Genomic DNA, 23,025 nt, shown 5'->3' on the forward strand with positions numbered 1-23,025 from the left:
TCAATAAACCTGTCACCCTATCTTCATGAAAACTCAACCTGCATTTTTCTATTATAAACTGGTTATTCCTGTTTTTGTATTATTGCTGTTTTCTGTTAACGCAATCGCCCAACAGCCAAATTTCCAAACCGATGATATTGCCGAAAAGCTAAAACTAAACCGTTGGAAAAACGAGTCGCCGACGTTATTCATCCATTTCGATAAAAATATCTATACAAACAATGAACGGGTGTGGTTTACCGGGTATTTATTTAAAACTTTCAATCACCAGGTTTATAAAACGCTTTCAATTGCTTTAGTTAATGATGATACCCATGCGGTGTTATTGAATGATAAATTTGTTATAAGCAATGGAATTGTTTTAGGCGCTACAACCGTACCCGATTCTGTTAGTGCAGGCAATTATAGCTTCATAGCTTATACCAACCGCCTTTTAAATGGTAAGCCAAATGTGCTGTTTACGCAGCGTATAACTATAAAATCTGCAAGTCAGCCTACATTTACAGCTTCTTTAAATCCTTTAGATACTTCAGTAACTGCCGACCAGCAAAAAATAATGCTATTGGTAAGTTTCTTAGACCTTGCAAAACCACCCGAAACTGTACTGGTTAGCTACTATGTGGGTAACGGCACACATCCCGTACTACAGGGCAAGGCCACAACAGAATATGGGAAATACATATTCAACATCCCATCAAACTTGTTAAGCACGGGCAATAATAAATTACATGTAAAGCTTATCTATAATAAAGAAATAAAAGATCTTAATATGGCTTTGCCTGTACCCGCGCAACCGGCAATAGTTAAGTTTTACCCCGAAGGAGGAAGCCTTGTAAATAATATCAGGAGCAATATAGGGTGGGAGGCAACTACGGTTACAGGTAGTGCATTACAGGTAAAAGCAATACTTTTTGAGGATAGAAAAGCGATAGCAAATATCGCGACCAGTCAATATGGAATAAACAGATTCCTGCTAAAACCCACCACAGGACATAAGTATTACGTTAAGCTTGTTGGCGTGAATAAAAAAGATACTTTGTATGAGTTGCCGGCAGCTATAAATAAAGGGCCGGTAATAACAATAGCCAACGCCATAGTTAATGATACTTTAACTGTGATGGTAAGGGCCGGCAAGGCCGAAAAAATGTATTTAATAGGGCATGATTACAGGCAGGTTTTTTTTGCCAGCCCGGTTAATATTGGCACCGAAAACCGCAGGGTGAAATTAATAATGAACGATGCACCTAAGGGTTTACTGCAACTCACTATTGTAGACAGTCTTGGGCGGCCCTTTGCCGAAAGGCTGATCTTTGCACATTATGATAAAAGGGAAAAGTTAAATATCAGTACCGACCGGCTCACCTATAACCCGAGGCAAAAGGTTACCGTCAAACTTAAATTAGACGGAACAAAGCAATTGGATAGTGCCCTGGTATCATTTGCATGTGTACAGCAAAACAGGTTGGATATCACCAAAAAGAAAGATATAGAAAGTTATTTTTATTTAGAAGATAAGTTATTAAACCTGCCTGCCAAAGATAATTATCTGGGTAATAGCATATTTGATAAGCAATTTTTGGAAGATATACTGCTTGTAAAAGGCTGGCGCAGGTACACCTGGCTTGATATGTTAAACGTATTACCTACCGATACGGTAAAAGTTGAAGATGTTTTTTTTAAAGGAACAGTTGTTACCCACTCAAACAAACCCGTTAAAAAAGCGGTGCCGCTGCTAAGCTTCGGCAATACCTATCGGCCTATAAATACTAATGATAATGGCGATTTTGAATTGAGGTACCTGGATATGGTAACCGGGCCCGATAAAATGGTAAGCTATGTAGTAAAAGGCGCGCTGGAAAATGAATATATCATCCAATTAGCAGATCCCTACATTGCGCTGAATAAAAAAGTAGCCAACGATGTAGAAATTAATGATATTAATTTTGTTGAGCAGCATGATACGCAAAAACTGCGTATCCCCGGATCGGAACATGCCATACAGATAAAAGAGGTGCAAATTAAGGCCCGTGCCGACCGTCAGGTGTATGCTAATGCGTGTGGCGACTATATTTGCCGGTATCATATTTTTAATTGTCCTAATCACCCGTACGAGTCGGACAATGTTTTACCCGTTGTGGGCCGAAGTTATATCAGGTATGGGGTAAATACAGTTTACCTTGGCTGCGGGGCGACAGACAATAAGTTGTCGCTTAAGGGTATTTATCTCCCAAAAAAGTTTTATGTTGAAAATATACCTGAGAAAACTACGGAAGAGCCGATATACCTGTCAACCCTGTTTTGGCGCCACCTGGTTAAAGTAAAATCGGGGCAGGATACCGAACTGTCATTTTATACAGGCGACATCACCGGCAGGTTTAAAATAATTGTTCAGGGCGCAACCAGCGATGACGTGACTTACGGCGAAAAAACATTTGATGTTGTAAAGCCTAATTAATTACTTAGCCGTTATCTTAAACTCTGTCCGCCGGTTTTTGGCGCGGTTCTCATCGGTATCATTAGCTGCAATAGGTTGTGATTTTCCATAGCCCTTATAAATCAACCTTGCAGGATCAACTTTACCACTCAACAAATAATCATAAACTGATTTGGCGCGGTTTTCTGAAAGCTTCTGGTTCAGTTCGTCATTGCCCACATTATCTGTATGGCCTGATATTTCGATATGTACGGTAGGGTTCAGCGCTAAAAATTCTAATAATTTTTGTAGTTCTGATTTTGATTCCGCCTCCAGCTGGTATTTATTGGTATCGAAGAAGATGTTCTTTAATATCACTTTATTACCAACCTCTATAGGCTCCAGCAAGGCAATAATATTAAACGGATTGCTCGATGTATGCCCGGCTAACGAGAAGTTTTCGGAGTAAAACAGGTATCCCGGCTTAGATATATTTAAACCATAATTTTTGCCCGCGGCAATAGTAGCCAGGAAGTCTCCCTTCTCAACCGAGCTATAATCCTGGTAAACAGCTTTGTTGTTGTCGAGCGCTATGATCTCTACTGCCGATTCCAGCGGTTGCCGTGTTTTGGCATCGCTTACAAAACCTTTTACATAAGTTACCATATGTGGTCGCAGCTCCACCGGTAGTTCAAAGGTGTAAATATCAAAACCACCATAGCCATCCAGTTTATTAGACGAGAAAAAGGCAAAGCTGCCATTCGCGGTAAGGCTCAGCCCGCTTTCATCGCCGTTGGTATTTATGGGGTAGCCCAGGTTTTTAGGTGCCTGCCATTTGCCATCCTTAGCTAACCGGCTTACAAACAGATCTTGACCGCCCATACCCGGCCAGCCGTTTGAGCAGAAGTAAAGCGTACTATCATCCGGGTGAATAAACGGCGATTGCTCGTTATAGGATGTATTAACAGTTGGCCCCAGGTTTTCCGGTTCGCCCCAGCCATTCGCTGTCAGGGTTGATTTCCAGATATCATAACCACCATATCCGCCTTTACGGTTACTCACGAAGAATAACGTGCGCCCGTCTGCGCTGATAGACGGCTGCGATTCCCAGCCACCGGTATTAACCGGCGGACTTAAGCTAAACGGTTTGCCCCAGTCTTCGCCCTTTTTTTGTGCCACATAAATATCGCAGCGTCCATGGCCATCCGGGCGGTTGCAGCCGGTAAAGAATAAAAACTTACCATCTTGTGATACCGATTCAGACCCCTCATTATAATTTGGCGTGTTGATCCTGTCGCTTAAATAAACAGATTTTTGCCAATCATTATTTACCTTACTGCTTTGGTAGAAATCTTCATTCAAGGCTATCTGACGGGTGTAAATGATAGTTTTATCATCGGCGGTTGATACCGGCGAGTATTCATCATTAGCTGTATTAATATTAGGGCCCATATTAATGGGTTTAAAAGTAATAGGGTGTTTTATCGCCTCCATAGCGAAGATGCAATCCTTAACCAGTTTTTGGGCGTAAGCCCTGCCTTGCTCTGTTATGCCCGCAATACTTAAATACTTTTGTAAATGAGCCAGCGCCTCGGGATACATGGCTTCTGATACTTCCATATCAGCTACTTTTGAATATACCAAACGGCTGTATTCGGGATTAATAGCAATAACTTTTCTAAATTCCACTATAGCACCCTTTAAGTTACGTTGCTTTTGCATAATGTCGCCCAGCATGGCGTGGGCCTCTATGAATTTGGCATCGTTATCAATGGCTTTTTGTAAAAAAGCTACGGCTTTGTCATACTCATGGTCATTAATAGCCTGATTGCCTAATACAAAATTTTTGATAGCCTCCTTATCTGTGGTAGAATATGGTTCCTGCCCAAAGGCAAATACACCCGAAAAAAGAAATAAAACAAGAAATAGTACAGTTTTCATCCTTAAGGATACAATAGTTTATACGCTAAGTTAAAACTATTAGGGGATATTTAAATACTTATGCGTTTGTAAAGATATTTCCCATTTAGGGTTATTCATAACATAATCAACTATAAGCGGCGTCATTTCTTTTGATTTCGACCACTCGGGCTGTAAATATAATTTGCAGCCTTCGCCTACCAGGGTAGCGTTGTGCTCAGCAAATTCAAAGTCGGATTTATTGAAGATGATAACCTTTAACTCATTGGCATGTTGCGCAACCTGCAGGGTAGGCCCCTTAAACTTTTTAGGCGATAAACAGATCCAGTCCCAATGGCCCGAAAGGGGATAAGCGCCTGATGTTTCAATAAAAGTTTTGATGCCTTTTTGCTGTAATTGCGCTGTAAGATAATCAAGGTTGTAGATCAATGGCTCGCCGCCGGTAACAACTACGGCTTTGCCCGGGTAAAGCATGGCATTTTCAACAATTTTATCGGCAGTGGTTAGCGGGTGCAGTTCGGCGTCCCAGCTTTCTTTAACATCGCACCAGTGGCAGCCCACATCACAGCCACCAAGGCGAATAAAATATGCCGCTTTACCGGTATGATATCCCTCGCCCTGTATCGTATAAAACTCTTCCATTAAAGGAAGTAATGTGCCGTCGTCCGGAACCTGGTGTGCCATAATAGGGCGCAAAGGTAAATTTTTTGAGCCGAAAGCAGAAGGCTTAAAGCAGAAAGCACTTAAAGTATGACTTTACAATTGCGAAACTAACTATTAACAAAAGCTTTAAGCTTTTTGCTTTTACCTTTCAGCTTATTTCATTAAGTTTGATTCAATGAAGAAACATTACAAATTCATCGTCTTTATTTTAATGCTTAGTTTCACGTCATGTGTGGATATTGAGGAGCATTACGACTTTAAACTTGATGGGTCATGTAATGTAGTTTATGGGTTTGATATGGGCCGCGCCATATCGGTTTTTAAAAATTTAATGACCGATTCTCTGAAAAAAAGCGCCCAGTTTAACCTGGTGAAGGATACCACCATGAGCTTTTTAGCCGCCGTACCCGATAGCCTTGAACGCAAACTAAGCAAAGAGGAGTTTACAATGGCCGAGCACAGTAACCTGGCCATTAAAATGGACCTGCAAAAAAATATCATGAAGATGAGTGTTACACACTCGGCAAAAAACGCCGCCGAATTACAATACTACCTGGAGCATTTTTCAAAAATGCCGATGGGTAGCCAATTAGGAGCGGTTGCAAAAAGCAGCGCCCAGGCCCGAGGTTTTGATACACAGCAATTGATTGCCGGCCAGGATTATTACCAGTACGAAGTTACTCCGCATAAATTTTACCGCATAGTTGATAAGGTTAAGTTTAACGCGTTTTTAAAGAAAACCCAAAGCACATTAAACATGGCCAAAGCTATGCTGATAGATATGCCTTATAAAGTAGTATTGAATTTCGCCAAGCCTGTTAAAAAGGTAAATAATGCTAAAGCCATAGTATCTGCCGACAGGCGCAAGGTTACACTGGTAACTACCATGGACGATGCTATTAAGGATCCGTCGATTATGAACCTGAAGATCGATTTTTAACCGGATATGACCTGGTATAAAGTACCCAACCTTCAGCCCACCAACCACCCTTTTATTAAAAAAGTTAAATTAGCCGGCAAAGGCATTTGTTTGGTTGGTTATGATAGCGGTATTTACGCGCTTGGTTCAACCTGCCCGCATGCCGGTGGTGAGTTAAGCGGCGGCTGGTGTAAAGATGGGAAATTGATCTGCCCGATTCATCGTTATGCTTACGATATTCATACAGGTAAAGGCGATCCGGGACAAAATGATTTTGTAGATACGTATCCCGTTGAAATAAGGGAGGATGGGGTTTATATAGGGATAAGGTCTTTTTTGGAGAGGGTAAAAAACGCATTTAAATAAAAGGAACTTGTCATTCTAATTTGCTTTTATCATAGAAATTACAATGACAAAAAAGATTATTGATACACTTCTTTCTTAGCCGAAGCCAAGGTATTCTTCAACAAGCCAATAATGGTCATTAAGCCAACGCCACCGGGTACGGGGGTTATATAGGATGATTTTGGTGCGACACCTTCAAAGTCAACATCACCATAAAGCTTAAAGCCCGATTTGGTTACGGTTGATGTTTCGCGGTTCATGCCTACGTCAATTACTACTACGCCGTCTTTCACCATATCAGCAGTAATAAAATTCTTTTTGCCTATGGCTACTATCAGGATGTCAGCGTCAAGCGTAAACTTTTTGATATCAGGAGTGCGGCTATGGCAAATGGTTACCGTACAGTTGCCCGGAGTGGTGTTCCTTGCCATCAGGATACTCATAGGCGAGCCAACAATATTGCTGCGGCCCACAACCACGCAATGCTTGCCAACAGTGTCAATGCCGTATTCTTTCAGCATTAATGTTATGCCATAAGGCGTAGCCGGGATAAACGATGGCAAGTTACGCTGCATGCGTCCCAGGTTAACGGGGTGGAAGCCGTCAACATCCTTGCGGTAGTCAATTCGCTCGGTTACTTTTTCAGGGTCGATATGTTTGGGTAGGGGAAGCTGAACGATAATGCCGTCTATATCCGCGTCAGCATTTAGCTCTTTTACTTTTTTTAGCAGCTCTTCTTCAGTAACGGTATCCTCGTAACGTACCAGGCTTGATTTAAAACCCACGTTCTCGCAGTTCTTTATCTTGCTGGCAACATAGGTTTCGCTGCCACCGTCGTGACCAACCAATACAGCAACCAAATGTGGCTTGCGCCCGGTTTCTGCTAAAATTTTAGCTGCTTCGGTTGCTATTTCAACCTTTAATTTTTCTGATACGTATTTTCCGTCTAAAAGCTGCATAATACTAATAAAGCGTCATTGCGAGGAACGAAGCAATCTCTAATGAGATAGTATCGTACGCGATTATTTAAATAAGGCTTTCGCCATGAATGTAATTTTCCCAATTGATTAGCATGTGTAGAGATTGCTTCGTTCCTCGCAATGACGGGCGGCGAAACAATCCTCACGGCTTAGTCTAACTTCAACACCGCCATAAACGCGCTTTGCGGTATCTCTACGTTACCTACCTGGCGCATGCGTTTTTTACCGGCTTTTTGTTTCTCTAACAGTTTACGCTTACGCGATATATCACCGCCATAACATTTGGCGGTAACGTCTTTACGCATGGCTTTAACAGTTTCGCGGGCTATGATCTTGGCACCTATAGATGCCTGTATAATGATCTCAAACTGCTGGCGCGGTAAAAGCTCTTTCAGTTTCTCGCAGATCTTTTTACCAAAATCGTAAGAGTTACCCCTGAAGATCAATGATGATAAAGCATCAACCGGCTCAGCGTTTAATTTGATATCCAAACGTACCAGGTCACTTGGACGGTAACCTATCTGGTGATAATCAAACGACGCGTAACCTTTTGATATGGTCTTTAGCTTATCGTAGAAATCAAAAACGATCTCGCCCATTGGCATCTCGAAAACCAATTCAACACGGTCTGATGTCAGGTATGATTGATTTTTAACAAACCCACGTTTTTGGATACAAAGCGACATCACAGGGCCAACAAAGTCAGACTTGGTGATAATAGTTGCTTTAATATATGGTTCTTCTACGCGATCAATTTTGCTTGGATCGGGTAGGTCAGTCGGGTTGTTAACTGTAATTTCTTCGTTTTTGGTAGAGTAGGCCAGGTACGACACGTTGGGCACGGTAGTAATAACCGTCATGTTAAATTCACGCTCCAAACGCTCCTGGATAATTTCCATGTGCAGCATGCCCAGGAAACCGCAACGGAAACCAAAGCCTAAAGCGGCAGATGATTCCGGCTCGAAAACCAGCGAAGCATCATTCAATTGCAGCTTGGCCATTGATTCGCGCAGCTCTTCAAAATCATCGGTATCAACAGGATAGATTCCCGCGAACACCATCGGTTTAACCTCTTCAAAACCTTGTATCCCGCCTTCGCATGGGCGTGCAATGGTAGTTATGGTATCGCCAACTTTTACCTCGCGCGATTCTTTGATACCAGATATAATATAACCTACGTCGCCGGTTTTAATAACGTCCTTTGGTAATTGTTTTAACTTAAGTGTACCAACTTCCTCCGCAATGTATTGCTTTTCGGTAGCGAAGAATTTTACCCGGTCGCCTTTGCGGATCTCGCCATTAACAACCTTAAAGTAAGCCACGATACCACGAAACGAGTTGTAAACCGAATCGAATATCAACGCCTGTAAAGGAGCTTCCGGGTCGCCAACAGGGGCGGGTACACGCTCGATAATAGCACGTAAAATATCATAAACACCCAAGCCGGTTTTGCCCGATGCAGCTAAGATATCTTCGCGTTTGCAACCTATCAGTTCAACAATCTGGTCCTTAACTTCCTCGGGCATAGCACCGGGCAGGTCCATTTTGTTTAGTACCGGGATGATCTCCAGGTCGTTCTCTAACGCTAAATATAGGTTGGATATGGTTTGCGCCTGGATGCCCTGCGCCGCATCAACTATCAGCAACGCGCCCTCGCAGGCAGCAATTGAGCGTGATACCTCGTACGAAAAATCCACGTGGCCGGGTGTATCTATCAGGTTCAGAACATATTTCTGCCCGTCAAGCTCATAATCCATTTGTATGGCATGGCTTTTTATGGTGATACCGCGCTCGCGCTCCAGGTCCATATCGTCAAGCAACTGGGCCTGGCTTTCGCGTTGGGTAATGGTATTGGTATACTCTAATAACCTATCGGCAAGGGTACTTTTACCGTGGTCAATATGTGCTATTATACAAAAATTACGTATGTGCTTCATTCAGCGCAAAAATAGGTTTTTTGGGCGATAAATTGGCATATTTGTTGGGAATTACCTACCTTGTTCAAATCACTTAACAACCTTATGAAAAGAATATTATTCGCAACCCTACTACTTATTCCTTTTTTAACCAAAGCGCAAGGTTTATTTGGCGGGACATCGGTTACCGAATATAAAGCATCAAACGGCGTAACTTATCATGTGGGTGATACTGTACGATTGGGCAGGGGTACTAAGCCGGATGGGTCTTTTTTATACCTGGAAGATCACGGGTTAATACCAAACCCACGCAGTACGCGTAGCCTGCCCAAAGAGTTTGCCAATGCTACAGCTACCGTAAAAAGCATTCGTAAAATGAAAATTAATGGGGTTGATAAATATATGTTCGGTGTAAATCCCGGCGGACCGATGCGCTACACCGTTTTTATTGACGATGCCATTGAGGCTTGCGAAGTTAAACCCTGCAAAACTCTGGACAGTGCTAACCCCCCAACAGCGGGATCGGTTGCTGACGAGATCAAAAAACTTAAAGGGCTGCTTGACTCGGGCGCTATAACCCAAGCCGAATATGAGGCGCAGAAAAAGAAGTTATTGAACTAATAATTGCATCTACCTAAGATGCTTAGGCGTGTTTCACGTTAAGTGTTTCACTCAAATTTTAAATAATTCTATAAATAAGCATATAAATAAAAAAGCCATTTCGTCCCATAAGGCGAAATGGCTTTAGCGTAGTGGTTAGTGTCTTAAAACAGCATTTCGCCCGGAGGGGTCACGCCTTTTAAACGCAGGTAAACCGTTGTTTGGCCGCGATGATGTGTCTGGTGCTCAAACGCTTTGGCTAATATCAGGCCCTTGGTGGCCTTCATGCCTTCGGCTGATGCCATTTGCTGCATATCGGCATCACTCATGCCTTCAATAGTGGCGATGGCAAAATCATAGCTATCCAAGACCGCTTTGGTTGTAGCGTCTTTGGTTTGCGCTACAGTTTTTTCGACAGATACTTTACCAATCGGGCTTGGCTTGCCGCTGGCCGACGTGATAAAGTAATAAGTAGCATCTGCTAAATGCAGAAATTGCTGGGCAAACGTACGTACTTCGGGCGTTGCTTTAAACGTGTAGCCATCTGCCGGCATAGCATCTAAATAGGCTTTGGAGTAAGCTTTTGCGCGTTTCCATTCGGCTACCGATTGCTCACGGGTTATCTGCGCGAACGCTGATGTACAGGCAATAACAAACAAGGCTACTAATAAGGTTAATTTTTTCATGATGTGAGGTATTTGGTTAATGATTTCAGTTTATTATAAAACGAAGATGCGGAATATTTCTGTCTTTTAACAGCATATACTCCGCATCCGGGATTTTGCAAGGTTATCTTATTCGCCGCGCTTCAATCCGTACTTTTCTATTTTGCTATATAGGTGGCTGCGTTGGATATCAATGTCATCAGCAGTTTTTGATACGTTCCAGTTATTCTTTTCCAGTTTGAATTTAATATACTCGCGTTCGGCAAAGTCTTTATAATCCTGGAAGTTTTTAAACTGGTTAAAGTCGGTTTGCGGCGCGGCGGGTTGTGCCGATGCTGCAACCGGGGCCGATGGGTTGGCAAATGCCTTAACATCATCCTCGGTGATAGTTTTATCGCTCAGTATGATCAAGCGCTCAACCATGTTACGCAGCTCACGGATGTTGCCCGTCCACGGTAAAGCTTTAAGGGCCTCCATAGCGCCTTCAGACACCTTTTTAACCGGCATGCCGTAATCCGTGCAGATCTCTTCTAAAAAGCTTTGGGTAAGCAGTGCTATATCGTCACGACGCTCAGTTAACGGCGGTACGTGGATCAGGATAACGCTTAGGCGGTGGTAAAGGTCCATCCTAAAGTTACCGGCCTCAATCTCTTTTAACAGGTCCTTGTTGGTTGCCGCTACTACGCGTACATCCACATCTATCTCTTTTTCGCCGCCAACGCGGGTTATTTTGTTTTCCTGTAAGGCGCGTAATACTTTCGCTTGCGCGGATAAGCTCATATCGCCAATCTCATCCATAAATAAAGTGCCGCCCGATGCTGACTCAAACTTACCTATGCGCTGTTTTATGGCCGAGGTAAACGAACCCTTCTCATGCCCAAACAACTCACTCTCTATCAACTCCGACGGGATAGCCGCGCAGTTAACCTCGATCAATGGGGCGTTGCTGCGGTTTGATTTCTCGTGCAGCCAACGGGCCACCAGCTCTTTACCTGAACCGTTTGCGCCGGTAATTAATACCCGGGCATCAGTAGGGGCAACGCGGTCTATGGTTTCTTTGATCTTGGCAATAGGGGTCGACTCGCCTAAAATTGGGCGAACCTTTGATACCTTACGTTTTAATACCTTGGTTTCAACCACCAGGCTCCCGCGGTCAAGCGCGTTGCGTACGGTGATTAGCAGGCGGTTAAGATCCGGTGGTTTAGAGATGAAGTCGAATGCCCCTTTTTTGCTGGCCTCCACAGCGGTTTCAACCGTGCCATGGCCCGATATCATGATGAAAGGCAGATCTGGTTTAATAGCCAGGCCCTCGCTTAGCACCTCCATGCCATCCATGCGGCTCATTTTTATGTCGCACAGTACCAGGTCGAAATCGTTTTTGGCTATCAGGTCGAGGCCGTCTATGCCGTTGTCGACATCTTCAACTTCGTAGTCTTCGTATTCAAGTATCTCGCGCAACGTGCTCCGGATAGCGCGCTCATCGTCAATTATTAAAATTTTAGCCATTTGTTTAAAGGATAGATTATGCTGTAATAACGTTTACTAATATAGGTATTGTATAGGAAACTAAACACTTTTAAGCCCGACTTGTTTTAGTAGCGTGTGATTTTTTTAGCGTCACCCTGTTTTGTTTCACGAATACACGAATCAAATGAAACACGTGAAACAACATTTTAACCTAAATCATTGATAATAATTACTTTATAAAAAACCGGTGAAACAAAATGAAACAACTTTTACGTCAGTAAATTTATGTTTGAATTTTAACTAATTTTCTGATAATTAAATAATTACAAATACCGCCATTTTAGCCCCCTGAAACAGGTTTTTTGTTTCACATTTTGGATGTTGTGAAACAAGATTTTAGGGTACTGACAAAGCAGTGTCACCAAGTATCTGCCCGAGGTTACGGATATTTGCGTTAATGAACGCGCGCCGTTTACTCACCCGATCTGCGCTTCGCTGGATCACCCTCTCTTCGCCTTTGGCGGAAAGAGGGTAGGGAAGTTCTAAAAAAACAACCCTCTTTCCCGCTTGCGGAAGAGAGGGTCGACCAGCGAAGTGTAGTCGGGGTGAGTCGACGCCGATAGATAACCGACAAACCTACTGACAAAACAGTGTCACCATTTCACAACCCAAACCTCGCTACCTTGCATAAAATCCTTTAAAATTTATGAACGATCATTACCGTAACCACCCCTCGGCCGAGCGACCTTTGGAGATCGAGCTTATCCGCACCATGGCGCACAGGCCCTTAACCAACAAAGAGAATAATAAACTGAATGAGCTTTTGCGCAGCCCGGCCGACAGCAAGGACGCTTTCATTATGAAGCCCGCGGCCGACTGGCTGGAACCACCCGACCGCAGCCAGCCCGAGCCGCCCATGCTGTTCGGCGATTTTTGGTATCGCGGCGAGCTTTGCATTATGTTTGCCGATACCAACGTGGGTAAATCCATCCTGGCCGTGCAAATAGGCGATGCCCTGAGCCGGGGTGTGGCCATCCCCGGTTTCGGAACAGATGGTAAACCCGAGACGGTTTTGTATTTCGATTTCGAGCTAAGTGCCCACCAGTTCAGGCAGCGGTACAGCAGCGATGTGTATGGCAGGTATGAATTTGGCCCTGCCTTTACCCGCCTTATTTTTAATCCCGATGCCGAAGGCGCGCGCAAATTTGCCACCTATGCCGACTATTTAAACAACGCGATCGAAAACGTGCTGGTAACCACCCGCGCCCGCATTTTAATTATTGATAACATTACCTGCCTGCGCAGCGGTACCGAGGCAGCCGCCAGCGCCGTAAGTTTGATGAACAAGCTGCAGGAATTTAAGCGCCAGTATGGCCTGTCTATCCTGGTGCTGGCGCATACGCCCAAACGTAATCCCGCCAAACCCATCAGCCGTAATGATCTGCAGGGCAGTAAAATGCTCATCAACTTTGCCGACAGCGCCTTTGCCATTGGCGAGAGCCAAACCAACAAAGGCCTGCGTTACCTCAAACAGATCAAACAGCGCAGCGGCGGCCAGGTTTACGGGGCCGACAATGTTCGGCTGTGCCGAATGATCAAACCCTTTAGCTTCCTGCATTTTGATTTTGAAGGCAACGGCCACGAAGCCACGCATTTGCTGCACTACACCGAGCAGCAACGCAAATTTGTGGAGGATCGCGTAGCCACCCTAAACAGCCAGGGCCTTACCCTCCGCGCTATCGCCGCCGAAACCGGCTTGTCGTTCAGTACCGTGCATAGGATTGTGAAACGGGTTGAGCGGGTGGGGGATTGATTGGAATGAGTATGGAAAAAGCATCGGCCCGTGCGATTCCCTCCCAACGGGAGGGTGTAGGGAGGGGTTAACGAAGCGATAGGAGCTGCCAACTTAATTATGGCGTTGCCTGCGGCCCGTGCTGTTCATTCATACGCGCACAAGGCGTTAGGCGCAGGCCGGTATCCATTTCCATCACTAACGCGGCCTGCGCGCCTGGCCTTTAGTCTGAACCGCTGATTATTTGATTAATTGATTGTCTTAATTTCCGCACGTTCTCCGGACAGCAGCGTAGTTAATCCTTATAACGTGCCGTCCTTACAAAATTAGCTATGATACTTTTAAGTTGTTCGTCATCAGCAACCAGGCCCTGGATAATACCGTGCACCAAAATGGTATTTTTCTCGTTAATCGTATAGAATATATAACTTTTCATGCCATAATCTTGTGTTTCTATTAGTAAAATCTGCCTGCCATTAATGGTTTCAATTCTTACGGAATTTGGATCTCTTTTTTCGTCGGGCTCAGGCTCCATAGCCTTCTTCATTGTTAATAACCTGGTAGGGGGCATTTTTCCCCGTTGCACTTTTAAATTAACAAGCACATCACCGATCCTGTAGTTGCCTTCAGCATTATGCAGCACATTGTCGATATACAATACACTATCTTTTAATTTTTCTTTTTTAAAACGCAAAAACTCAGCTTTCGTTAATTTTTCTAATTTAGCAGGCTTAGCAACATCAACTGATTCATCGATCTGAAAGCGTTGTGCAAAGCATCCTAAACTTAATAAGGTGCATGCAATTAATAGTATTGCATTTTTCATTTTACAAAAACAACCTTTCCTGATCATGCAATTTATATCGGATACTCATATTTAAATATAGGTATATATTACAGTTAGTTGTAAAAGCACAAGTAGCCTTTGCCCGCGGCCAGCCCGACATACTTGCGCTAGCGGGGGTTATTAATATTAATTTGCTTTTGGGCATGTGTGAAACTGCGCATTGATAAGACTGGCTATTATACTAAAGAATCCAAATAAACTTAAGCAAAGTATTAATACTGATCTCATTTCCTGGTTATGAAATTTACACCTGATGCCAAGTCAAATTCTACTGTTTTTTTATTATGAAAGAGTCATCTACTTCTATATCTACCCGCCCAATAAAATAGCTTTGATGCATGACGTAAGATTTATTATCGGGTTCAATCATATAAAAAACATATTTATTACTAAAATCGTTGCCACTTTTTTTAGTAATTTCTATGAGCGATGTTAAGCTTATTAACTTGATTGAATTGAACATTTTTTTTGACACCGATATCTTTTTCGAGATCCGATAATAAAACTGCGGTTTTTCATCATGGCTTAAACAAGGGCAATTTATCAGGAAGAATTTGCCGTCGCCTTCTTGTTCGGCTAATGTTATCATCCTGTCATTAATCGGAATTTTAAGCGTATCTAAAAGGTAATACATGGTGTCTTTCTTTATCAACTCTTGTGCACTTGATGAACAAAAGAACCCAAATAGACTTAAGCAAAATATTACTAATGATTTCATTGCCTGGTCATGAAATTTATACCTTGTACTCATATTTAAATATAAGTATATTAATTAAAGGCACAAGTAGCTTTTACGCGCAAGTCATCCCGACATACTTGCGCCAGCGGGTGAAATAGTGAAATATAATCGCTCGGCCTTTCGGTTCACATATTTACTTGATGTTATGAGTCGTTTTCCTTTAAATATAATTGAAAAGTTTAAAATGTATCCTATCTTTATTATGTATGCGACAAACCTTTAATTAATCTAATGACTTTCCTGAACCTTAATCTAAACAAGAAAATCAATTTTAACTTTTTTTTTAAACACGTACTATTTACTTTTTTTTGGTCCCTGGGAATATTACTATTGGTATTTCGCGTTGACGTCGCAATCGTTGACAAATTAGGCATTTACAATCTTACCGTTATAATACCACTGTTATATATCGCAGGGTTGGTAACGACACTGTTTTTTTTGAGATGGTACTGGGCGTTAGCATTTCTATTTTACCCAATCCTATTATGTTTTTGGTTTATACCAAAGACCATTTTGAATAAAGGTAAAATCTATCTTTTTGGAAATTATATAAGTTCGGTTTTTTCAAAGTTTTATCATTACAAAAGAAGCCTTTTCCATTTTAGTCTAATCTTAATCGCTTTGATTATCTATATCGGAGTTAACAATGAATTAAGTAGGTGGGCCGTAATAATCGTATGGACGTATTTTTATATATTTTATATATATGAAACATTAAGAGAGTCCTTTAGTACACCAACGCTTTTTGGGGAAATAATTGAAAAAAAGCTAAAAGAATTCATTCAGAGAAATGACACAGATGAATCATTTGTAATCAAATCCTATATAAACCAACAAGGTGATGATAAATTGGAGGTGGAAATAAAAAAGGACAAGCAAATCACAAGAAGTATCTTAGCTGTAACTGCTTTTGAAATTATAGCCGAAAAGCTTAATGGGTTTAAAACTAAGCAATCATATTTGTTATCCTCAATAATAGGAGCGTTTTGGTTTTTGATATTATCAATCGTGAGTTTCTGGTTTTTAAATTATCAACTTTATAAGGTTGATCCATCAAACTTTAACTACAACGGGAACACTCCTGGTTTTGATTTTTTCTATTATACCTTCAAAACCATAACATTTGGTGACATTGAATTAGTAAAGCCAATATCAATCATTGCTAGAATTGTAGAACTTTCATCATTCCTTATAGTTGGCATATTATTTTTAGTAGTAATAATTTCGGTCATTTTTTCGATGAAGCAAGAGCAACTTCAACAGGATGTAAAATTAACTACAGAACTAATAAATTGTGAAAAACGTATTCTATCGAAATACTTTCAAAACGAATTTGGAGTGGAGTTGACCAAAGCTGTTTCTGAAATGAAAAATATTGATACTTCTATAAAAAATTTGCAGAATATTATCGACAAAATCCTATGATGCAGTTCCCCCCCCTCTGGCGCGAGTATGCAGCGCAGGGCAAAAGCGCGGCGTACTCGTGACTTTATTAAACCGTAAAGTCAAATTTGCATAATGACCGTAAGTATGTACTTTTATTTATAAATGAGTGTCAAATACAAATTTCAGGATCAGCAGCAATTACACTTTGTAACCTTTGCCGTTGTAAACTGGATAGACCTGTTTATCCGTAACGAGTACAAAGATATCTTATTAGCATCGTGGCGATATTGCCAGCTAAATAAGGGCCTTGAAATATATGGTTGGTGCATAATGACCAGTCACGTGCACATGATTATTGGCAGCCATGGTGAAAAAATGGAAGACATTTTGCGCGACATGAAAAAGCATACTTCTGTAGCTTTAAAAGCCGCCATAAAAAACCACCCGGGCGAGAGCCGAAGCGAATGGATGTTATGGATGATGGAGCGAGCCGGTAAAAAGAACAGTCAAAATGTAAATTTCCAGCTATGGCAGCAAGACAATCATCCTATTGAATTATACGATCAAAAGATATTATACCAAAAATTGGATTATATACATAATAACCCGGCTGTGGCAGGTATAGTTGAACGACCCGAAGATTATTTATACAGCAGCGCACGCGATTATTGTGGCATCCCTGGATTAATTGAAATAATTTTAGTTGACCCGATGGTTTATTAAGATAGTTGTTTACTAAGCATACGGGGCACGAGTACGCCCCGCGCCCGGCCATCGCTGCATACTCGCGCCAGAGTAGGTGTGCGCACAATTTATAGTAAAAAATAATTATATAAAATATGAAAATAAACATAAAACTGATGTTGGGGGCAATGTTTTTCCCCGCGATATTATTGGCTCAAAATCCGCTTGCAGAACACGCTAATCAAAAACCAAGAGAAAAGTTTTCAACTTTATATATTGTGTTGTCACCTTCGTCAGGTAAGGAGTTAATGGTAACACATAATCTGATTATAAACAATTCGAAAATTGCTAAATTAGAACAAATGAGGGCTGACCTGGTGCAAAAGCGGTTTGGTTCAAGTGCAAATGTTGTTTTTATTGTAACCCCTACAGCTGGGGTAAAACTGACTAAAATTGGCGACATCTACAAGAAACACAATGTCAGCACTTCAAAGCGAAGACTACCGCTTAAACTCGACGGAATGTTATATTCTGCTTCAGATGATGTGGTTGTAGACGAAACGTCCCTGAAGTCATTCGATAATTTAGCAGATTCTATAGTGCTGAAAACCTCCAACCGCGAAGAGATTCTGGAAAAACGAAAACGCAAGCTTCAATAAGTTTAAAATCGAATGTTGAACAATGACTGCTTTATTCGTTTCCCTGTAAAGATTTGCTTTCAGGGAAATGAATAGCATTCTAAAATTATAGAAATCAAGTTTTCTTTATTTCTGCCTTATATTTAATTTATTTTCGATTGGCGCGAAGCAGCGCAGGATAAAGCGTGGAGTACTGGTGACGCTATAAATGGTCGAGCGGCCTGCCCCCCCTCTGGCGCGAGTATGCAGCGCAGGGCAAAATCGTGGCGTACTCGTGACTTTATAAACCATTGCGTGCCATTGCGCGCCGGCCGCGTTAACGATGGGAGTGGATACCGGCCTTCGCGCCTAACGCCTGCAGTCGTATGAACGTACAGCGTGGCCCCGATTAAAATCGGGGAATGCCATTGGCATCGCTCATAGCATCCCTCTGTAAAAAACATGATGTAATTAAACATATTGCCCATAACATTGTACCTTAACTGGTATTAACACCAATAGATATGATGAGCATGAAATTTTATAAGTCATTAACATTAGCTGCCACGCTTGCGCTGGCAACTACGGCCTGCACGGCCCAAACCGGCGAACCGGTAGAAAAAAACAAAGCCAACAGCGACTATAAGCCCGCCTTTGCCGGCCAAACCCGCATTGGCAGTGTTAAAACACAAACGCCTTATAAGGACGAAGTTATTGCTACCGACTTGATGCTGCCGTGGGGCTTGCACGTGCTGCCTGACGGGCGGCTGCTGGTAAGCGGTAAATCGGGCACGATGCAGATTTTTACTACTGCCGGTAAACTGGATAAGACGATCACGGGGTTCCCGGCGGTGGTGTTCCAGGGGCAGGGTGGTTTGCTGGATGTGAACATCGACCCGGATTTCGTGAAAAACCGCATGGTGTACTGGACCTTTTCTGAACCGACGGAGGAGGGCACCTCGACCCTGGCTGTAGCTAAAGGCAAACTATCTGCCGATGATACGAAGTTGGAGGATGTAAAGGTAATTTGGGAGGCGACACCGCACTATAAAAAAAGCGGCGGCCAGTTTGGATCGCGTATTGTGTTTGACAAGCAGGGCAACCTGTTCATCAGCAGCGGCGACCGCCAGGCTGGCGATATCCGCGTAAAAGCTCAGGACCTTGGCGCTACTACCGGCAAGATCATCCACATTACCAAAGAGGGTAAACCGGTTGCCGGTAACCCGTTCATGAGCACTGCGGGTGCTAAGCCCGAGATTTATGCCCTTGGTTTCCGTAACCCGGATGGCTTTGCTATTAACCCTGCAACCGGCGACCTTTGGGAGGCCGAGTTTGGCCCGCGCGGCGGCGACGAGATCAACCTGATTAAACCGGGCGGCAACTATGGCTGGCCTGTTGTAACCTACGGCATTGAGTACAGCGGCCAAAAGGTTGGCGACGGCATCCAGCAAAAAGAAGGTACCGTGCAACCTGTTTATTATTGGGACCCGGTAACATCGCCCGGCTGTATGATGTTTTATACCGGCAACATAGCCGAGTGGAAAAACAACCTGTTTGTAGGCGCGCTAAGCGGCTCGCACATTATCCGCCTGGTTATCCAAAACAATAAAGTAGTAGGCGAGGAGCGCCTGTTAGAGAACCGCCACGAACGCTGGCGCTGCATAGCCACCGGTAAAGACGGCGCAATTTATGCCGGTACCGATAGCGGTAAGCTGTATAAGATAGCTAAGCAGTAGATAGTTGATTAAGTAGTGATTAGTTGATTAGAGATTAGTTGTATTTCGCGTTTAACTAATCTCTAATCAACTAATCACTACTTAACTAAAAATGGCGTTCCCCTGCGGGTCAGGCTTTTCGCTCATACTGCGCAAGGCCTTAGCAACATGGCCGGTCCAAAAGACTCCTTCGGAGTATCCGCTTCAATCCTTAACGCGGGTTGGCGGTAATAAACGCGCGCCGTTTACTCACCCGGTCAGAAAAACTTCACTCAAAATCCCACCATACCGTATGCTTGGGCGGTTGGCCCAGTGTATAAGGTTCGCCTATGCGCGGCACGTTTAGTTCGACATTTAATTTTTTGGCAGCGGGCACCAGCTTTTTTATGGGTTCGTTCCAGGGGTGATCGGCTTCCTCAAACTTTGCCCAATGGATGGGTTGCAGCAAACGGGCCTGCAGGTCTACAGCCGCCTGGGCAGCCTGGCCCAGAAGCAGGTGTGTCCACGGCCAGTTGGGGCTGTACTGCCCGCATTCCAGCAGCGCCAGGTCAAATGGGCCGTATTGCTTGCCGATATTTTTAAAGTGCGGCCCGTAACCGCTATCGCCGCTGTAAAATAACCGGTAAGTGCCTGCCTGTATTACGTACGATGCCCAAAGCGTTTTATTTTCGGCGGTATACGACCGGTTGCTTTTATGCTGCGCCGGGGTAGCGATAATACGCAGGCCACCGGGCAGCGTGGTAAACTGGTTCCAGTTCAGCTCAATGATCTTTTTAGGGTCAAACCCCCAGTATATCAAATTTGAACCGACACCCTTTGGCACTACCGCTATTTTGATCTGGTTTTTTAATGCTTTCAGGGTGCGATAGTCCAGGTGATCGTAGTGGTCGTGCGAAATGATGAGCACATCAATGGGCGGCATATCCTTAGCGTGGTAATGCGTAGTGCCTTGAAAAGCCGTCATCAGGCCTGGTACCGGGCCGGCATGGTTGCTAAAAACCGGGTCGATAAGGATATTACCCTGCCCGGTTTTGATAAGTAATGACGAATGCCCGAACCAAACGATGGTGGGTGCAGGAGCGGTCAGCGTCTTCAGATCAGTTTTAACCCATGGCAGCCCGAAAGAGGGTCTGATACTTTCAGGCTTACTGCGCATAAAAAGAAACCGTCGCTTAATTGTGGAGTCGGCTCGTTCGGCCAGGTTTTCAAAACTGCCATTTTTGTAATTAGCCAAAGTGTCTATCCTGGCAAGCTCTTCACCTTCCGGATCCTGCCCCATTTGCCTGTACAGGCCGCAGCCGGCCGATATGGCCAGTAACGCAGCAAATGCCCCTGATCTGAAATATTTGTTATTTATTTTAGTCATTGTAATACAATTTAACGCCGGCTTGTTAGAGTTGTTTTATAGATAAAGTAATAAGGCTACATCATAAACCCCGGTTAAAACCATTAACGCCCTGTGTTGTTGTGTATTATAACTTAAAGCAGGGTATGTGCGTATAATAGCCTTACCATCTTAATCTGACCTAATTAAGATCATGTTTTATAAGTGTTACAGTACCCGCCTTCCCCCGAGGCGAAAAAGCCGAATGAGCAAGTAAACCAAAAATAACCACTTAATTATTACATTATGAAAAGAAACAACCTTAGGGATTTATGCCCTTACCCGGGCCGGCTATTAATTTTAATAGCACTGGCTGCCAGCACTATGTTTGCCGGCTGTAAAAAAGACCAGGCCAACCTGCAAAGCAACACTACACCGGGTATTACGGTACCAACCGAAAGTACCGACCTGTCTTTCGCTACGCTGCCTACCAAAAACGAAGCGTTGGTGGCTATGCAGGTTTATAACAACCGGTTTTATAACCAATATGGCACTTATGGGCCATCATTTAAAGCTTATTACTGGAAAGACGAAGGCCACACCGGTCGCATGGATTTCTGGACCCAGCAGGAGGCTATTGAAATGCTGATTGATGCTTACGATGTTAACCCAAGCACCGATTTTAAAGACAAGATCCAATACCTGTACAATGGGGTGCGGGATGGCTACGGTACGCTATGGACCAGCAATATTTATAACGACGACGTGGTTTGGGGAGCGTTGATGTGCGTGCGCGCCTGGAAAATAACCAATGACGGCGGACAGCTGGACATGGCCAAAAATAACTTTAACATGATGTGGAACCGCGCCTGGAACACCTCGGTTAATGGCGGCGGCTTGTTCTGGACAACAGCCAACAATACCAAAAATACCTGCGTAAACGCACCGGCGGCTATCTGCGCCCTGCTGCTTTACCAAGCCACCGGTGATGTAGCCTACCGCGACAAAGCCAAGCTGATCATGGACTGGATGATAAGCAAACTTTACGTAGCCTCAACCGGCGAAGTTAAGGGCGCCATTAACAACTCGGGTGTCATTACCGAGGGGCCGCTGTCATACACGCAGGGTACCTTTATTGGCGCTTGCGATTTGATGAGGGCGCCATACCCATCAGGCGGTTACCTGGCTACGGGCAGCAAGGCAATGGACTATGCCCGCACCAACTTATGTATCACATCGGGCGGTATTTTAAAGGACGAGAATGGTAACGCCGATACCCAGGGCATGAAAAGCATTTTTGCACGCTGGGCCTGCCGCTTTGTTAAAAATACCGGTACGGTAAGTAACTATGGCGCCTGGCTGGATAATAATGCCGGGCAAGCCTGGTCAATCCGTAACTCGCGCGGATTGATGTGGAACATCTGGGGCACCCGCACTGCCGAAACCAACCGAAACGCCTTTGAAACTACCGGCGGCGTTGCTATGATGAATGGTGTTTACCTTTATCGCTAACCAAAACAATTAGCTTGCTCTATAACAAAAACACCCCCGACGAATCGGGGGTGTTTTCTTAATCAGCTGCAAACCTGTAAGCCGGGTTCTGTATCATCGAATGATGACTTCTATCATTAATCTGGTCCTGCCATTGCTGACAGGCTTAAACAACCTACCCATCTTGACGGCTCCCGATAAATCGGGAACAGGGGACGAGCCGCCCCGCTTTCAAGACCTATTTGGTTTTTCAACTCCTGAGGTTTACCGCGATCCCGGTCGCCCGGGAAAGCCGTGAGCTCTTACCTCACGTTTTCACCCTTACCCTGTAAACAAGGCGGTTTATTTTCTGTGGCACTTGCTGTCGCCCGCTGCGGGCGCCTTCCCGTTAGGAAGCAGGATGCTCTGTGTTGCCCGGACTTTCCTCCGCCCCGCCCGTAGGTTGGAGCAGCGATAGAACGTTTTGCAGGGGTAAAGGTAGGGTTTTAGTCGGGAAATAGGAGAGCAAAGGGAGGGGTTTGTGCGATTCGCCTCTTGCAAGT

At 43.8% G+C, this 23,025-nt stretch carries 19 protein-coding genes and 1 other RNA gene; 10 read left to right on the forward strand and 10 right to left on the reverse strand.

The features are described from left to right. Window positions 1-25 precede the first annotated feature (25 nt). Complete coding sequence (locus ABIB50_RS14050) at window positions 26-2,455, forward strand: hypothetical protein (RefSeq protein ID WP_429380461.1); 2,430 nt, start codon at window positions 26-28, stop codon at window positions 2,453-2,455. On the opposite strand, the gene ABIB50_RS14055 is transcribed toward ABIB50_RS14050, so the two are convergent. Both ABIB50_RS14055 and ABIB50_RS14060 read right to left on the reverse strand, forming a co-directional pair. Then, entirely contained in the window at window positions 2,456-4,354 is a 1,899-nt protein-coding gene (locus tag ABIB50_RS14055; protein WP_429380463.1) for an OmpA family protein, read from the reverse strand. It lies immediately after the preceding gene. 39 nt (window positions 4,355-4,393) lie between these two features. Beyond that, window positions 4,394-5,017 (reverse strand): 7-carboxy-7-deazaguanine synthase QueE, encoded by a 624-nt coding sequence (locus ABIB50_RS14060; protein ID WP_429380465.1) that lies wholly within the window; start codon window positions 5,015-5,017, stop codon window positions 4,394-4,396. A gap of 154 nt (window positions 5,018-5,171) precedes the next feature. On the opposite strand from ABIB50_RS14060, the gene ABIB50_RS14065 reads away from it, so the two are divergent. After that, window positions 5,172-5,936 (forward strand): hypothetical protein, encoded by a 765-nt coding sequence (locus ABIB50_RS14065; RefSeq protein ID WP_429380467.1) that lies wholly within the window; start codon window positions 5,172-5,174, stop codon window positions 5,934-5,936. A 6-nt stretch (window positions 5,937-5,942) separates the two neighbouring features. Continuing rightward, window positions 5,943-6,281, forward strand: a complete 339-nt coding sequence (locus tag ABIB50_RS14070) for a Rieske (2Fe-2S) protein (protein WP_429380469.1) — start codon at window positions 5,943-5,945, stop codon at window positions 6,279-6,281. 56 nt (window positions 6,282-6,337) lie between these two features. Here ABIB50_RS14070 and ABIB50_RS14075 read toward each other — a convergent pair whose 3' ends face one another. Together ABIB50_RS14075 and lepA are read right to left on the reverse strand one after the other, a co-directional pair. After that, window positions 6,338-7,219: a bifunctional 5,10-methylenetetrahydrofolate dehydrogenase/5,10-methenyltetrahydrofolate cyclohydrolase gene (locus tag ABIB50_RS14075; RefSeq protein ID WP_429380471.1), complete on the reverse strand. Its 882-nt coding sequence runs from the start codon at window positions 7,217-7,219 to the stop codon at window positions 6,338-6,340. Between the two features lie 170 nt (window positions 7,220-7,389). Continuing rightward, complete coding sequence (gene lepA, locus ABIB50_RS14080) at window positions 7,390-9,177, reverse strand: translation elongation factor 4 (protein WP_429380473.1); 1,788 nt, start codon at window positions 9,175-9,177, stop codon at window positions 7,390-7,392. An 84-nt stretch (window positions 9,178-9,261) separates the two neighbouring features. Here lepA and ABIB50_RS14085 point away from each other — a divergent pair, with 84 nt between their 5' ends. Then, a complete protein-coding gene (locus ABIB50_RS14085; protein WP_429380475.1) occupies window positions 9,262-9,777 on the forward strand; it encodes an SHOCT domain-containing protein in 516 nt (171 codons plus the stop codon). Window positions 9,778-9,920: 143 nt separating this feature from the next. On the opposite strand, the gene ABIB50_RS14090 is transcribed toward ABIB50_RS14085, so the two are convergent. Both ABIB50_RS14090 and ABIB50_RS14095 read right to left on the reverse strand, forming a co-directional pair. Further along, the gene (locus ABIB50_RS14090) at window positions 9,921-10,442 is read right to left on the reverse strand and encodes a DinB family protein (protein WP_429380477.1); all 522 of its coding nucleotides are present in this window, start codon (window positions 10,440-10,442) and stop codon (window positions 9,921-9,923) included. A 108-nt stretch (window positions 10,443-10,550) separates the two neighbouring features. After that, the gene (locus ABIB50_RS14095) at window positions 10,551-11,927 is read right to left on the reverse strand and encodes a sigma-54-dependent transcriptional regulator (RefSeq protein WP_429380479.1); all 1,377 of its coding nucleotides are present in this window, start codon (window positions 11,925-11,927) and stop codon (window positions 10,551-10,553) included. A 667-nt stretch (window positions 11,928-12,594) separates the two neighbouring features. Here ABIB50_RS14095 and ABIB50_RS14100 point away from each other — a divergent pair. Then, window positions 12,595-13,701 (forward strand): AAA family ATPase, encoded by a 1,107-nt coding sequence (locus tag ABIB50_RS14100; protein ID WP_429380481.1) that lies wholly within the window; start codon window positions 12,595-12,597, stop codon window positions 13,699-13,701. Between the two features lie 274 nt (window positions 13,702-13,975). Here the strand turns inward: ABIB50_RS14100 and ABIB50_RS14105 are convergent, their stop codons facing one another. Both ABIB50_RS14105 and ABIB50_RS14110 read right to left on the reverse strand, forming a co-directional pair. Further along, complete coding sequence (locus ABIB50_RS14105) at window positions 13,976-14,506, reverse strand: hypothetical protein (protein ID WP_429380483.1); 531 nt, start codon at window positions 14,504-14,506, stop codon at window positions 13,976-13,978. 289 nt (window positions 14,507-14,795) lie between these two features. Beyond that, window positions 14,796-15,278 carry a hypothetical protein gene (locus ABIB50_RS14110; protein ID WP_429380485.1) on the reverse strand — a complete coding sequence of 161 codons (483 nt, stop codon included), beginning with the start codon at window positions 15,276-15,278 and terminating at the stop codon, window positions 14,796-14,798. 609 nt (window positions 15,279-15,887) lie between these two features. On the opposite strand from ABIB50_RS14110, the gene ABIB50_RS14115 reads away from it, so the two are divergent. From ABIB50_RS14115 to ABIB50_RS14130, 4 genes are all read left to right on the forward strand, one after another. After that, window positions 15,888-16,691 carry a hypothetical protein gene (locus ABIB50_RS14115; RefSeq protein WP_429380487.1) on the forward strand — a complete coding sequence of 268 codons (804 nt, stop codon included), beginning with the start codon at window positions 15,888-15,890 and terminating at the stop codon, window positions 16,689-16,691. A gap of 123 nt (window positions 16,692-16,814) precedes the next feature. Continuing rightward, a complete protein-coding gene (locus tag ABIB50_RS14120; RefSeq protein ID WP_429380489.1) occupies window positions 16,815-17,375 on the forward strand; it encodes an REP-associated tyrosine transposase in 561 nt (186 codons plus the stop codon). A gap of 116 nt (window positions 17,376-17,491) precedes the next feature. Next, complete coding sequence (locus ABIB50_RS14125) at window positions 17,492-17,995, forward strand: hypothetical protein (protein ID WP_429380491.1); 504 nt, start codon at window positions 17,492-17,494, stop codon at window positions 17,993-17,995. Window positions 17,996-18,486: 491 nt separating this feature from the next. After that, window positions 18,487-19,689 (forward strand): PQQ-dependent sugar dehydrogenase, encoded by a 1,203-nt coding sequence (locus tag ABIB50_RS14130; RefSeq protein WP_429380493.1) that lies wholly within the window; start codon window positions 18,487-18,489, stop codon window positions 19,687-19,689. 247 nt (window positions 19,690-19,936) lie between these two features. Here the strand turns inward: ABIB50_RS14130 and ABIB50_RS14135 are convergent, their stop codons facing one another. Beyond that, window positions 19,937-21,034: an MBL fold metallo-hydrolase gene (locus ABIB50_RS14135; protein ID WP_429380495.1), complete on the reverse strand. Its 1,098-nt coding sequence runs from the start codon at window positions 21,032-21,034 to the stop codon at window positions 19,937-19,939. Between the two features lie 264 nt (window positions 21,035-21,298). Between ABIB50_RS14135 and ABIB50_RS14140 the strand changes: the two genes are divergently transcribed. Beyond that, window positions 21,299-22,504: a glycoside hydrolase family 76 protein gene (locus tag ABIB50_RS14140; protein ID WP_429380497.1), complete on the forward strand. Its 1,206-nt coding sequence runs from the start codon at window positions 21,299-21,301 to the stop codon at window positions 22,502-22,504. A gap of 61 nt (window positions 22,505-22,565) precedes the next feature. Here ABIB50_RS14140 and rnpB read toward each other — a convergent pair. Next, window positions 22,566-22,953, reverse strand: an RNA gene (gene rnpB, locus ABIB50_RS14145) — RNase P RNA component class A. Window positions 22,954-23,025 lie beyond the last annotated feature (72 nt).

It is taken from the genome of Mucilaginibacter sp. UYCu711, from assembly GCF_050433825.1.
Taxonomy (GTDB): domain Bacteria; phylum Bacteroidota; class Bacteroidia; order Sphingobacteriales; family Sphingobacteriaceae; genus Mucilaginibacter.

Bases quoted from the DNA above. Each gene is read 5' to 3' on its own strand.
- ABIB50_RS14050 (WP_429380461.1), top strand. From the start codon at position 26: ATGAAAACTCAACCTGCATTTTTCTATTATAAACTGGTTATTCCTGTT.
- ABIB50_RS14055 (WP_429380463.1), bottom strand. From the start codon at position 4,354: ATGAAAACTGTACTATTTCTTGTTTTATTTCTTTTTTCGGGTGTATTT.
- ABIB50_RS14060 (WP_429380465.1), bottom strand. From the start codon at position 5,017: ATGGCACACCAGGTTCCGGACGACGGCACATTACTTCCTTTAATGGAA.
- ABIB50_RS14065 (WP_429380467.1), top strand. From the start codon at position 5,172: ATGAAGAAACATTACAAATTCATCGTCTTTATTTTAATGCTTAGTTTC.
- ABIB50_RS14070 (WP_429380469.1), top strand. From the start codon at position 5,943: ATGACCTGGTATAAAGTACCCAACCTTCAGCCCACCAACCACCCTTTT.
- ABIB50_RS14075 (WP_429380471.1), bottom strand. From the start codon at position 7,219: ATGCAGCTTTTAGACGGAAAATACGTATCAGAAAAATTAAAGGTTGAA.
- lepA (WP_429380473.1), bottom strand. From the start codon at position 9,177: ATGAAGCACATACGTAATTTTTGTATAATAGCACATATTGACCACGGT.
- ABIB50_RS14085 (WP_429380475.1), top strand. From the start codon at position 9,262: ATGAAAAGAATATTATTCGCAACCCTACTACTTATTCCTTTTTTAACC.
- ABIB50_RS14090 (WP_429380477.1), bottom strand. From the start codon at position 10,442: ATGAAAAAATTAACCTTATTAGTAGCCTTGTTTGTTATTGCCTGTACA.
- ABIB50_RS14095 (WP_429380479.1), bottom strand. From the start codon at position 11,927: ATGGCTAAAATTTTAATAATTGACGATGAGCGCGCTATCCGGAGCACG.
- ABIB50_RS14100 (WP_429380481.1), top strand. From the start codon at position 12,595: ATGAACGATCATTACCGTAACCACCCCTCGGCCGAGCGACCTTTGGAG.
- ABIB50_RS14105 (WP_429380483.1), bottom strand. From the start codon at position 14,506: ATGAAAAATGCAATACTATTAATTGCATGCACCTTATTAAGTTTAGGA.
- ABIB50_RS14110 (WP_429380485.1), bottom strand. From the start codon at position 15,278: ATGAGTACAAGGTATAAATTTCATGACCAGGCAATGAAATCATTAGTA.
- ABIB50_RS14120 (WP_429380489.1), top strand. From the start codon at position 16,815: ATGAGTGTCAAATACAAATTTCAGGATCAGCAGCAATTACACTTTGTA.
- ABIB50_RS14125 (WP_429380491.1), top strand. From the start codon at position 17,492: ATGAAAATAAACATAAAACTGATGTTGGGGGCAATGTTTTTCCCCGCG.
- ABIB50_RS14130 (WP_429380493.1), top strand. From the start codon at position 18,487: ATGAAATTTTATAAGTCATTAACATTAGCTGCCACGCTTGCGCTGGCA.
- ABIB50_RS14135 (WP_429380495.1), bottom strand. From the start codon at position 21,034: ATGACTAAAATAAATAACAAATATTTCAGATCAGGGGCATTTGCTGCG.
- ABIB50_RS14140 (WP_429380497.1), top strand. From the start codon at position 21,299: ATGAAAAGAAACAACCTTAGGGATTTATGCCCTTACCCGGGCCGGCTA.